Source organism: Pseudomonas sp. GM41(2012) (genome assembly GCF_000282315.2).
Lineage (GTDB): Bacteria > Pseudomonadota > Gammaproteobacteria > Pseudomonadales > Pseudomonadaceae > Aquipseudomonas.
The window spans coordinates 689,547-701,746 of sequence record NZ_AKJN02000007.1 but is presented as its reverse complement, the minus strand read 5'-3'; the positions used below and the strand labels follow the sequence as shown (position 1 = coordinate 701,746).

Genomic DNA, 12,200 nt, shown 5'->3' with positions numbered 1-12,200 from the left:
ATCCGTCGCATCTATGGTGAAGTTGATAACCCCATCGCGAGCAGGCTCACTCCCACAAGGATATGACCTGACTTGACTCCCGCGCCCCAAGCCGCCAACGTCCTTCCCATCGCCACAACCCAAAGCGTCTTGCCATGTCCTTGCCTACGTTGTTGTCGCAGCACATCGTCCGTCGTCCGCAGCGCATCGCGTTGCTGCAACACATTGCCGAACAGGGCTCGATCACCCGCGCCGCGAAAAGCGCGGGGCTGAGTTACAAAGCGGCTTGGGACGCCATCGATGAGTTGAACAACCTCGCGCAAAAACCGTTGGTGGAGCGCAGTGTCGGCGGCAAGGGCGGCGGTGGCGCCAAACTCTCCAGCGAAGGCGAGCGCGTGTTGCGCCTGTATCAAAAGCTGCAAGCCTTGCAGGCTCAGGTGCTGGAAGCTGCCGAAGATACCAGCGATCTCGACCTGCTCGGCCGACTGATGCTCAGAACCAGCGCGCGCAATCAACTGCACGGCAAGGTCGTAGCGATTGATAACCAAGGGCACAACGACCGGATTCGCCTTGAACTGGCCGAAGGTTTGAGCATCGATGCGCAGATCACCCACGACAGCACCACGCGTCTGGAACTGGAAACCGGCACCGTAGTGGTTGCGCTGATCAAGGCCGGTTGGCTGGAGTTGCTGGGCATCGATCAAGTGGCAACACCCGGCAATAATTGCCTGAAGGGCATCATCGAGGAAATTCTCGACGCCGAGGACGGCCCCAGCGAAGTGCGCATCGGCCTGCCCAATGGCCAGACACTCTGCGCGCTGGCCGAACCGCTGCACTTGAGAACCCTCGGTCTGGCCGCCGATAAACCGGTGCAGGTACAGTTCGCGCCATCCAACGTTTTGCTCGGTACACCGCTTTGAAACACAAGTGTCATTAACGCTCATTAAGGTGACTGCAAAAACCCGCAGGGAGCCTGATGTGAGCCTATTAGAAGACAACCAATCCACCGACCTCGAGAACATGGTCGGCCTCAGCCGTCGAGGTTTCATCAGCGCCGGTGCCCTTTGCGGTGCAGCCATGTTCCTGGGCGGCAATCTGCTGAGCCGCAGCGTGCTGGCCGCCAGCGTCAGCGCCGGCTCCAGCAAACTGTTGGGTTTTGACAGTATCCCCGCCGCCACCAGCGACGCCATCACCCTGCCGCCAGGCTACAAATCTTCGGTATTGATCAGTTGGGGCCAGCCCCTGCAGAAGAACGGCCCGGCATTCGACCCGAGCGGCAACGGCACGGCCGAACATCAGGAAGTCCAGTTCGGCGACAACAACGACGGCATGAGCCTGTTCGAATTTCCCGGCGACAACAACCGGGCGCTGATGGCGATCAACAACGAATACACCAACTATCGCTACCTCTACGCCCACGGCGGCATGCCGCAATCGGCTGCTGACGTGCGCAAGGCACTGGCCTGTGAAGGCGTGTCGGTGATCGAAGTGCAGCGCAAGAACGGCCAATGGCATTTCGTCCAGGGCTCGCGCTACAACCGGCGCATTCACGGCAACGCGCCGATCAGCCTGAGCGGTCCGGCCGCCGGCCACGAACTGCTGAAAACCAGTGCAGACCCACACGGCAAGAACGTCCTTGGTACCTTCCAGAACTGCGCCAACGGCAAGACACCGTGGGGCACGTATCTGACCTGCGAAGAGAACTTCACTGACTGCTTCGGCAGCAGCAATGCCGAACACAAGTTCGACGCCGCGCAAAAACGCTACGGCGCAGTGGCGACCAGTAAAGAGATCAACTGGCACCCACACGACGAGCGTTTCGACCTGGCGAAGAATCCGAACGAGCTCAACCGTCACGGCTGGGTCGTGGAGATCGACCCGTTCGATCCGCAATCGACGCCCGTCAAACGCACCGCGCTGGGCCGCTTCAAACATGAAAACGCCGCCCTGGCCGAAACCAGTGACGGTCACGCCGTGGTGTACATGGGCGACGATGAGCGCGGCGAGTTCATCTACAAATTTGTCAGCCGCGACAAGATCAACCATAAAAACCCCAAGGCCAACCGCGACCTGCTGGACCACGGCACCTTGTACGTGGCGCGCTTCGACGCGGGCGACGGCAATGCCGATCACCCGAAAGGCCAGGGCGAGTGGATCGAACTGACCCACGGCAAAAACGGCATCGACGCCAGCAGCGGTTTCGCCGATCAGGCCGAAGTGTTGATTCACGCCCGCCTCGCGGCCAGCGTGGTGAAAGCTACGCGCATGGACCGCCCGGAATGGATCGTCGTCAGCCCCAAGGATGGCCAGGTCTATTGCACGCTGACCAACAACGCCAAGCGTGGCGAGGACGGGCAACCAGTGGGCGGGCCGAACCCGCGCGAGAAGAACGTCTACGGGCAGATTTTGCGTTGGCGCACCGACCGTGACGATCACGGTTCGAAAAACTTTGCCTGGGATCTGTTTGTGGTCGCCGGCAACCCGGGCGTCCACACTGGCACGCCGAAGGGCGGTTCATCGAACATCACACCGCAGAACATGTTCAACAGCCCGGACGGCTTGGGTTTCGACAAGGCTGGGCGGTTGTGGATTCTGACGGATGGCGATTCGAGCAACGCAGGCGACTTCGCGGGCATGGGCAACAATCAGATGCTCTGCGCTGATCCGGTCACCGGGGAGATCCGCCGCTTCATGGTCGGGCCGGTGGGCTGCGAGGTGACGGGGATCAGCTTCTCGCCGGATCAGAAGACCTTGTTTGTCGGGATTCAGCATCCGGGGGAAAACGGCGGGTCGACGTTCCCTGAGCATCTGCCGAATGGCAAGCCGCGGTCTTCGGTGATGGCGATTTCCCGTGAGGACGGTGGCATCGTCGGCGCCTGACTCGGCCCCATCGCGAGCAGGCTCGCTCCCACAGGTGATCTCCTGTGTGTCACAAACCCTGTACACACCGTAGACCCCATGTGGGAGCGAGCCTGCTCGCGATAGCGTCAGCACAGTCACCACCTATCTTCCGCCGTCTGCGCTACCATGCTTGGCCGGACGCGGCAGCCTGCTGCGCGCAGGAGTCAGCATGGCCCACCCGTTTGCAACCCTCACCCCAGACCTCGTGCTCGATGCCGTCGAAAGCATCGGCTTTCTCAGCGACGCGCGCATTCTGGCGCTCAACAGCTACGAGAACCGTGTCTATCAGGTCGGTATCGAAGACTCCGAGCCGCTGATCGCCAAGTTCTACCGTCCGCAGCGCTGGACCAATGAAGCGATTCTCGAAGAGCACCAATTCACCTTCGAACTCGCCGAGTGCGACGTTCCGGTGGTCGCGCCGATGATTCACAACGGTGCCAGCCTGCACGAACACAACGGTTTCCGCTTCACCCTGTTCCCCCGCCGTGGTGGCCGTGCGCCGGAGCCGGGCAATCTCGATCAGCTGTATCGCCTGGGGCAACTGCTCGGTCGCCTGCACGCCGTCGGCACTACAAAACCGTTCGAACACCGCGAAGCACTGGGTGTGAAAAACTTCGGTCATGACTCGCTGACGACATTGCTCGAAGGCAATTTCGTACCCAAAAGCCTGCTGCCGGCCTACGAGTCCGTGGCCCGTGACCTGCTCAAGCGGGTGGAAGAGGTTTACAAGGCCACGCCGCACAAGAACATCCGCATGCACGGCGACTGCCACCCCGGCAACATGATGTGCCGCGACGAGATGTTCCACATCGTCGACCTCGACGACTGCCGCATGGGCCCGGCGGTGCAGGACATCTGGATGATGCTGGCGGGTGATCGTCAGGAATGTCTCGGTCAGTTGTCGGAATTGATGGACGGCTACAGTGAGTTCCACGACTTCGATCCGCGGGAACTGGCGTTGATCGAACCGCTACGCGCCTTGCGCCTGATGCACTACAGCGCCTGGCTCGCCCGCCGCTGGGACGACCCGGCGTTCCCGCACAGTTTCCCGTGGTTCGGCAGTGAACGGTATTGGGGCGACCAGGTGTTGGCCTTGCGCGAACAGTTGGCTGCGCTCAATGAAGAACCCCTAAAACTCTTCTAAACACCGCGCCCCCTTGTAGGAGCAAGGCTTGCCCGCGATGAACGATAACGCGGTCCGCCAGACAGACCGCATCAATCCAATCGCGGGCAAGCCATGCTCCTACAAAAAAAAAAGCGACACGACACGTCTATACAACCGCCTTACAATCCCCTCTTTGTTAGCTGCCTAAGCAAGGATTCTGCATGCAAGCCGCCAACCCGCGTCGCGGGTACATTCTGGGCCTGAGTGCCTACATCATCTGGGGACTTTTCCCGCTCTACTTCAAAGCCATCGCCAGCGTGCCCGCCGTGGAAATCATCATCCACCGAGTGCTCTGGTCCGCGCTGTTCGGCGCTTTGCTGCTGATGGTGTGGAAACATCCGGGCTGGTGGCGCGAGTTGCGTGACAACCCGAAACGCTTGGCGATCCTCGCCCTGAGCGGCACGCTGATCGCAGCCAACTGGCTGACCTACGTCTGGTCGGTGAACAACGGGCGCATGCTGGAAGCCAGTCTCGGTTACTACATCAACCCACTGGTGAACGTGCTGTTGGGCATGCTGATCCTTGGCGAACGGCTGCGGCGCATGCAATGGCTGGCGGTTAGCCTGGCGGCGGTCGGTGTCGCGCAGCAGGTCTGGCAAGTCGGCAGCCTGCCATGGGTGTCGTTGGTGCTGGCGCTGACCTTCGGTTTCTACGGATTGATCCGAAAGCAGGCACCGGTCAAGGCATTACCGGGTCTGGTGGTGGAAACCTGGATGCTGGTGCCGATTGCGATTGCCTGGCTGCTATTCAATCAGACGGCCACCAGCGCACAGCCCGAATTCTGGACCACGTCCGAAGCCTGGTGGTTGGTGGCCGCCGGTCCGGTGACGCTGGTGCCACTGGTGTGTTTCAACGCCGCTGCAAGGCATTTGCCCTACACGACGTTGGGCTTCCTCCAGTACCTGGCGCCAACGCTGGTGCTGTTGCAAGCCGTTCTGTTGTTTGGCGAACAATTGTCGTCGAGCACACTGGTAGCGTTCATATTTATCTGGGCGGGCCTGGCGGTTTACAGCGTCGACGCGTGGATAAGTCTGCGCCGCCGCAGCTGATCAAAAAACGCACAAACCTCTGCAAGCCACGGCTACCGTGGCCTGCATCGATCCTTCCCAAGGTTATCCACAACGTGATCCCCGGCGTTTGTGTGCAAGTCCCTGAAACTGCTGGTTTTTTGATCAGTTCTTGAAGAGTCCCGGACGACGTGGCCTAGAGGACGGTCTCTACAGGTTATCCACAGGCAGGTGCACGTATAACTTGGATAACCTGTTCAGGGTTCACTGCGCAGCACCAATTCGACCATCAAATCATCCGCCAGCGTTTCCAGGCGCGATTGCAGCACGTCCAACGACAGCGTCAACGGCACTGCGAGAATCGCTTCAGCGTGGAACAAAGGCTCGCTGCTCATCGGCGCCGGACGTACTTCGGTCACCAGACTTTCCAGGTTTACCCCCTGCTCACTCAGCAGACGCGTGATGTCGCGTACGATCCCCGGGCGGTCATTGCCCACCAATTCCATGGCTATCGGTTTCCAGGTGCAGGATTGCTCGATGCCGCTTTCGGCAATCAGCACGCGAATGCCATGGGTGGACAACGCCTGTAGGGAATCGACCAATTCATCGTAGGCCTCGGCCGGCACGCCCACGCGAAGAATCCCGGCGAACTGCCCGGCCATGCGCGACATGCGACTCTCCAGCCAGTTACCGCCGTGCTCGGCGATGCATTGGGCAATGCGCTCGACCTGCCCAGGCTTGTCCGGAGCGAATACAGTGAGTACGAGGTGGTCCATGGCGCAGCCCTCTTGTCATGACTTTTGTTATAGAAGACCAAGTATAGGCAAGGGTTGATTCGGTGTTGAATCGTCTGACGTCATCGCGGGCAAGCCTTGCTCCTACGGGTCTGCGTCAATCACACGATTTCGATTTCCCCGAAACCTGTAGGAGCAAGGCTTGCCCGCGATGGGAGCTCCACGGATGAAGCTGCAAAAACACAAATCGTGTACAACTTTTTATATTTAACTGGAACAATCCAATAGTTTTTTGAGAACATCCCGTTCCCCGACGTGACTGCAATGCGTCATGGCGTCGCAGAACGACGTAATTAGTCTAATTTTCACAAGCGCAATTCATCATGTAGTATGCCGCAGCGCGCACTACATAACGCTGGATCGATGTCTGCCGCAGGTGCAGCCACAACCCTGAAAGCCCCGTCAGCAAGGCCTCAACGCCGTTGATTGGTCATAACCCAGCCGCCCGCAATGGCATGTACTGGTCAACAGGTTTGTGGTTTAAATGCCAGAGGCTTCATTGTTAAATTGAAGAGCTGAAAAGCGAAATAGCTGAGCAGAGTGAGGCAAGCAATGACTGAACACGTTCAAGTCGGTGGCCTGCAGGTCGCCAAAGTCCTGTTCGACTTCGTGAACAACGAAGCCATTCCCGGTACCGGCCTCACCGCCGATAAGTTCTGGGCCGGTGCCGACAAGGTCATTCATGACCTGGCGCCGAAGAACAAAGCCCTACTCGCCAAACGCGATGATTTCCAGGCTCGTATCGATGGCTGGCACCAATCCCGTGCCGGTCAACCACACGACGCCGTGGCCTATAAAGCCTTCCTGCAAGACATCGGTTATCTGCTGCCAGAAGCGGCTGATTTCCAGGCAACGACGCAAAACGTCGATGACGAAATCGCCCGCATGGCCGGTCCACAGCTTGTGGTTCCGGTGATGAACGCCCGTTTTGCGCTCAATGCCTCGAACGCCCGTTGGGGTTCGCTGTATGACGCGCTCTACGGCACCGATGCCATCAGCGAAGCTGACGGCGCGGAAAAAGGCAAAGGCTACAACAAGGTTCGCGGCGACAAGGTCATCGCCTTCGCCCGTGCCTTCCTCGACGAAGCGGCGCCATTGGCTGTCGGCTCTCACGTCGATTCCACCGGCTACAAGATCGTTGACGGCAAACTGGTGGTCGCCCTTAAAGGTGGCAGCAATACTGGCCTGCGCAACGATGCACAGCTGATCGGTTTCCACGGCGATGTAGCCGCACCGACCGCGATCCTGCTGAAAAACAACGGCCTGCACTTCGAAATCCAGGTCGACGCCAGCACCCCGGTTGGCCAGACCGATGCTGCCGGCCTCAAAGACATCCTGATGGAAGCCGCGCTGACCACCATCATGGACTGCGAAGACTCCGTCGCCGCCGTCGATGCCGATGACAAAGTGGTGATCTACCGTAACTGGCTCGGCCTGATGAAGGGCGATCTGTCGGAAGAAGTCTCCAAGGGCGGTCAGACCTTTACCCGCACCATGAACGCCGACCGCACTTACACCGGTGTCGATGGTAAAGAACTGAGCCTGCACGGTCGTTCGCTGCTGTTCGTGCGCAACGTCGGTCACCTGATGACCATCGACGCGATCCTCGATAAAGACGGCAACGAAGTGCCGGAAGGCATCCTCGACGGTCTGGTCACCAGCCTCGCGGCCATCCACAGCCTCAACGGCAACAACTCGCGCAAGAACAGCCGTACCGGCTCGGTCTACATCGTGAAGCCGAAGATGCACGGCCCGGAAGAAGCCGCGTTCACCAACGAGCTGTTCGGTCGCATCGAAGAAGTACTCGGCTTGCCACGTCACACGCTGAAAGTCGGGATCATGGACGAGGAGCGCCGTACCACGGTCAACCTCAAGGCCTGCATCAAGGCTGCCAGCGAGCGTGTAGTGTTCATCAACACCGGTTTCCTCGACCGTACCGGCGATGAAATCCACACCTCCATGGAAGCCGGCCCGATGGTGCGCAAGGCGGACATGAAGGCTGAGAAGTGGATCGGCGCCTACGAGAACTGGAACGTCGATATCGGTTTGAGCACCGGCCTGCAAGGTCGCGCGCAGATCGGTAAAGGTATGTGGGCGATGCCCGACCTGATGGCAGCGATGCTCGAACAGAAAATCGCTCACCCGCTGGCGGGTGCCAACACTGCGTGGGTTCCATCGCCGACCGCTGCCGCGCTGCATGCGCTGCACTACCACAAGGTCGATGTGTTCGCCCGTCAGGCCGAGTTGGCCAAACGTGCGCGCGCTTCGGTGGACGACATCCTGACCATCCCGCTGGCCGTCAATCCGGACTGGACTGCAGAGCAGATCAAGAACGAACTGGATAACAACGCCCAGGGCATTCTCGGTTATGTGGTGCGCTGGATCGACCAGGGCGTGGGCTGTTCGAAAGTGCCGGACATCAATGACGTCGGCCTGATGGAAGACCGTGCGACGCTGCGGATTTCCAGCCAGCACATCGCCAACTGGCTGCGTCACGGCATCGTCACCGAAGATCAGGTCATGGAAAGCCTCAAGCGCATGGCGCCGGTGGTTGACCGTCAGAACGCCAATGACCCGCTGTATCGTCCGCTGGCACCTGACTTCGACAGCAACATCGCCTTCCAGGCGGCGGTCGAACTGGTGGTCGAAGGCACGAAGCAGCCGAACGGCTACACCGAGCCGGTCCTGCACCGTCGCCGCCGCGAGTTCAAGGCTGCCAATGGCCTGTAACTAAGCGCTGACGCCGGACAAAAAAAGCCCTGATCGAAAGATCAGGGCTTTTTTGTTTGGGAACGATCACCTACACATCTATTCCCAACTCATGCTTGACCAGCTCCAACAGCTTGCCGGTATCGACAGGCTTGAGCAGGAAGTCGACCACGCTCAAGTGCATCGCAGCGATCGCATCTTTCACGTCGGCGTCACCGGAAACGATGATGAACGGCATTGCCGCCCGAACCGATTCACGGACCTGGCGGATCAAGTCCAGACCATCGACATTTCGCATCCGCAGATCGGTAATCACCAGGCCAATCGATGGCATCGTCTCCACCATCTTGAGTGCCGTTTCGCCACTGGCGGCAGTCATGCAGCGCACCCCGTCCAGCGCCAGAATCTCCGACAGTAACTCGCGCGCGTCTTTATCGTCGTCGACGATCAGCACCCGTTGCGGCGGCAGGTCAGGTTCCAGCATGACGTCACTCAGCGCCTTGCGCTCGGCGTCACTCAAAATATCGTGGTCGGACATGGCTTACTCTACGTTTTCATTTCTATTCCCTAGCACATCGGTCAGACATCGCTAAGCAGACCTTCAATGTGCACGTCGTCGGAAAAGTTTCCTATAGCCAATGTAGGAGGTTTTTCCCACAGTTGCGTCAGACATTTCCCAAATATCGACAGCCTCACTGCCTACCTAGACTTACGTCCAATGGGCACCCCGCGCGCAGGGGCCGACCATGGCTAAGTCATCCGACAACAACAATTCAAAAAAGACTGCGGTAATGGTTATGAGTAAAGCGGACGCCTTCACACAGGCAGGGAAAACCGCGGTGTTGCAGAACATCCAGGGCACTTTGCAATTCCTTCAGCGCTTCCCGCCCTTCAATCAGATGGAACACGGCCACCTGGCGTACCTGGTCGAGCAGTGTCAGCTGCGTTTTTATGCGCCCGGCGAGAGCATCCTCAAGCCCGCCGACGGCCCGGTTGAGCATTTCTACATCGTCAAGCAAGGCCGGGTCGTGGGTGAACGCCCCCATACGGCCAAGGGCGGCACCGAAACCACCTTCGAAATCACCACCGGCGAGTGTTTCCCCCTCGCCGCGCTACTGGGTGAGCGCGCGACGCGTACCGAACACCTGGCCTCCGAAGACACTTTTTGCCTACAGCTGAACAAGCTGGCGTTCATCAAACTGTTCGCGCTTTCCAACGCGTTTCGCGACTTTGCCCTACGCGGCGTGAGCAGCCTGCTGGATCAGGTCAACCAGCAAGTCCAGCAAAAAGCCGTGGAAACCCTCGGCACCCAGTACTCGCTCAATACCCGGTTGGGCGAATTGGCCATGCGTCATCCGGTCACCTGCAGCCCGACCACTCCACTGCGTGAGGCCGTGACCCTGATGCATGAGCAGCAGGTCGGCAGCATTGTGGTGGTCGACGAACATAAAGCGCCGCTGGGGATTTTCACCCTGCGCGACCTGCGCCACGTGGTGGCCGACGGCACTAACGATTTCAACGAAGCCATCGAGCGCCACATGACCCAGGCGCCGTTTTTCCTGTCGCCGGACCACAGCGCCTTCGATGCGGCAATTGCCATGACCGAGCGGCACATCGCCCACGTCTGTCTGGTGAAGGATCATCGCCTGTGCGGCGTGGTCTCGGAACGTGATCTGTTTTCCCTGCAACGGGTCGATCTGGTGCATCTGGCGCGGACTATCCGCAGCGCTCAGAAGGTAGAAAATCTGGTCGCAATGCGCGGCGAGATCGGCCAACTGGTGGAGCGCATGCTGGCCCACGGTGCCTCTTCAACCCAGATCACGCACATCATCACCCTGCTCAACGACCACACCGTGTGCCGGGTGATCGAACTGACCCTCGCCGAGAAAGGCGACCCCGGCATTCCGTTTAGTTGGCTGTGCTTCGGTAGCGAAGGCCGCCGCGAACAGACGCTGCACACCGATCAGGACAACGGCATTCTGTTCGAAGCCCGGGACGCGGCCCACGCCGCCGAGATTCGCGGCAAATTGCTGCCCATCGCCCAGCAGATCAACCAAAGCCTGGCGCTCTGCGGTTTCACCCTGTGCAAGGGCAACATCATGGCCGGCAACCCCGAGCTGTGTCTGTCCCGGGCCGAATGGTCACGACGTTTTGCCGCGTTTATCCGCGAGGCCACGCCGGAGAACCTGTTGGGTTCGAGCATTTACTTCGACTTGCGGGTGGTCTGGGGCGACGAGCAAGGCTGCGAGCAGCTGCGTCAGGGCATTCTCGATCAGGTGAATGACAACCGACTGTTCCAACGGATGATGGCCGAGAACGCCCTGCGCAATCGTCCGCCTGTAGGACGTTTCCGTGAGTTCGTACTGGCTCGCAAGAGTGGCGAGAAAGCCACTCTGGACTTGAAAATCCAGGGGCTGACGCCGTTTGTCGACGGTGCCCGACTGCTCGCCCTGGCCCATGGCGTCGAGGCGAACAACACGCTGGAGCGCTTTCGCCAACTGGTGGACAAAGAAGTCATCGAACGGCTGGACGGTGCCGCGTACGAAGAGGCCTATCACTTCATTCAGCAAGCCCGCATGCAGCAACATCAGCTACAGACTCGGGAGAACTTGCCCTACTCCAACCGGGTCGATCCGGACAGCCTCAATCATCTTGATCGACGGATCCTGCGTGAATCCCTGCGCCAGGCACAACGCCTGCAAAGCAGCCTGGCCCTGCGGTATCAGCTATGAGCCTGTTTTCATGGCTGCGCCCGGCAGGTCCGAGCCTTCCCGGCGAACTTCAACAACGTCTGCAACGCTTGCCTTCGGCGGCAGAGCTGGGCGAATGCAGCCTGCGCGAACAGCGCTGGGTGGTGCTCGACCTGGAAACCACCGGGCTGAACCTGAACAGGGATCGGGTGTTGTCCATCGGCGCGGTGGTGATCGAGGACGGCGCGATCGATTTCAGCCAGCAGTTCGAACGCACGTTGCAATGCGCCGACATGAAATTGGCTCCCAGCGTGTTGATCCATGGCCTGGGGCCGAGTGCGATTGCCGCGGGCAGCGATCCGGCTCAGGCCCTGGTCGAGTTCATGGAGTTCGTCGGCGACAGCCCGGTGCTGGCGTTTCATGCGCCATTCGATCAGCACATGCTCGGCCGCGCGCTGAAAGATCATCTGGGCTACAAGTTGCAGCATTCGTTTCTGGATGTAGCTGATATCGCGCCGCTGCTTTGCCCTCAGGCGCACATTCGCGATGCCGGGCTGGATCAGTGGATCGACTGGTTCAAACTGGAAGTGTTCGAGCGCCACAATGCCAGTGCCGATGCGTTGGCCACCGCTGAGCTGGCGTTGATTCTGTTCAGCCGGGCGCGGCAGTTGCAGATTCATAGTCCGTTGAATCTGCAGCAGCGGTTGAGTCAGTGGAAGCGACGGCAGCGCGCGCCTTCGTTTTGAAGTAGTGGCAAATTCAAGAGCCACCCCTCACCCCAACCCTCTCCCCAATGGGGAGAGGGGGAAAGGGAGCCGATCTCCATGCATTTCAAGACTTGAGTTCATCTCGATATTTCAAGTCGCAAATTTTCTAAAGAAACCCACAGTCTGTCCCCTCGCCCCTTTGGGGAGAGGGTTAGGGTGAGGGGTCGATTTCAAGCCGTGCACTCAAA

The 12,200-nt window shown here is 59.5% G+C and carries 9 protein-coding genes; 7 read left to right on the top strand and 2 right to left on the bottom strand.

Translation table 11 applies throughout. From position 1 onward, the window contains the following. The first annotated feature begins 134 nt into the window (after positions 1-134). The 4 genes from PMI27_RS11330 to rarD all read left to right on the top strand — a co-directional run bounded on the left by PMI27_RS11330 (position 135) and on the right by rarD (position 5,094). A complete protein-coding gene (locus tag PMI27_RS11330; protein WP_008147147.1) occupies positions 135-899 on the top strand; it encodes a TOBE domain-containing protein in 765 nt (254 codons plus the stop codon). A gap of 58 nt (positions 900-957) precedes the next feature. Further along, on the top strand, positions 958-2,859 hold the full coding sequence (locus tag PMI27_RS11335) for a PhoX family protein (protein WP_008147146.1): 1,902 nt from the start codon (positions 958-960) through the stop codon (positions 2,857-2,859). Positions 2,860-3,049: 190 nt separating this feature from the next. Next, entirely contained in the window at positions 3,050-4,024 is a 975-nt protein-coding gene (locus PMI27_RS11340; protein ID WP_008147144.1) for a serine/threonine protein kinase, read from the top strand. Positions 4,025-4,206: 182 nt separating this feature from the next. Continuing rightward, positions 4,207-5,094 carry an EamA family transporter RarD gene (gene rarD / locus PMI27_RS11345; protein ID WP_008147142.1) on the top strand — a complete coding sequence of 296 codons (888 nt, stop codon included), beginning with the start codon at positions 4,207-4,209 and terminating at the stop codon, positions 5,092-5,094. 215 nt (positions 5,095-5,309) lie between these two features. Here the strand turns inward: rarD and PMI27_RS11350 are convergent, their stop codons facing one another. Beyond that, positions 5,310-5,828, bottom strand: coding sequence for a glycine cleavage system protein R (locus PMI27_RS11350; protein WP_008147140.1), 519 nt, complete (start codon positions 5,826-5,828; stop codon positions 5,310-5,312). Positions 5,829-6,398: 570 nt separating this feature from the next. Between PMI27_RS11350 and PMI27_RS11355 the strand changes: the two genes are divergently transcribed. After that, positions 6,399-8,576 (top strand): malate synthase G, encoded by a 2,178-nt coding sequence (locus tag PMI27_RS11355; protein WP_008147138.1) that lies wholly within the window; start codon positions 6,399-6,401, stop codon positions 8,574-8,576. Between the two features lie 70 nt (positions 8,577-8,646). Here PMI27_RS11355 and PMI27_RS11360 read toward each other — a convergent pair whose 3' ends face one another. After that, positions 8,647-9,093, bottom strand: a complete 447-nt coding sequence (locus PMI27_RS11360) for a response regulator (protein ID WP_008147136.1) — start codon at positions 9,091-9,093, stop codon at positions 8,647-8,649. 253 nt (positions 9,094-9,346) lie between these two features. Here PMI27_RS11360 and PMI27_RS11365 point away from each other — a divergent pair, with 253 nt between their 5' ends. Then, complete coding sequence (locus PMI27_RS11365) at positions 9,347-11,287, top strand: putative nucleotidyltransferase substrate binding domain-containing protein (protein WP_033053399.1); 1,941 nt, start codon at positions 9,347-9,349, stop codon at positions 11,285-11,287. Beyond that, positions 11,284-11,991, top strand: coding sequence for a 3'-5' exonuclease (locus tag PMI27_RS11370; RefSeq protein ID WP_008147132.1), 708 nt, complete (start codon positions 11,284-11,286; stop codon positions 11,989-11,991). The genes PMI27_RS11365 and PMI27_RS11370 overlap by 4 nt, the downstream gene beginning before the upstream one ends. Positions 11,992-12,200: the final 209 nt, after the last annotated feature.

What these genes read in the sequence shown, in the direction of transcription:
- PMI27_RS11330 (WP_008147147.1), top strand. Translation starts at nt 135, where the DNA reads ATGTCCTTGCCTACGTTGTTGTCGCAGCACATCGTCCGTCGTCCGCAG.
- PMI27_RS11340 (WP_008147144.1), top strand. Translation starts at nt 3,050, where the DNA reads ATGGCCCACCCGTTTGCAACCCTCACCCCAGACCTCGTGCTCGATGCC.
- rarD (WP_008147142.1), top strand. Translation starts at nt 4,207, where the DNA reads ATGCAAGCCGCCAACCCGCGTCGCGGGTACATTCTGGGCCTGAGTGCC.
- PMI27_RS11350 (WP_008147140.1), bottom strand. Translation starts at nt 5,828, where the DNA reads ATGGACCACCTCGTACTCACTGTATTCGCTCCGGACAAGCCTGGGCAG.
- PMI27_RS11355 (WP_008147138.1), top strand. Translation starts at nt 6,399, where the DNA reads ATGACTGAACACGTTCAAGTCGGTGGCCTGCAGGTCGCCAAAGTCCTG.
- PMI27_RS11360 (WP_008147136.1), bottom strand. Translation starts at nt 9,093, where the DNA reads ATGTCCGACCACGATATTTTGAGTGACGCCGAGCGCAAGGCGCTGAGT.
- PMI27_RS11365 (WP_033053399.1), top strand. Translation starts at nt 9,347, where the DNA reads ATGGTTATGAGTAAAGCGGACGCCTTCACACAGGCAGGGAAAACCGCG.
- PMI27_RS11370 (WP_008147132.1), top strand. Translation starts at nt 11,284, where the DNA reads ATGAGCCTGTTTTCATGGCTGCGCCCGGCAGGTCCGAGCCTTCCCGGC.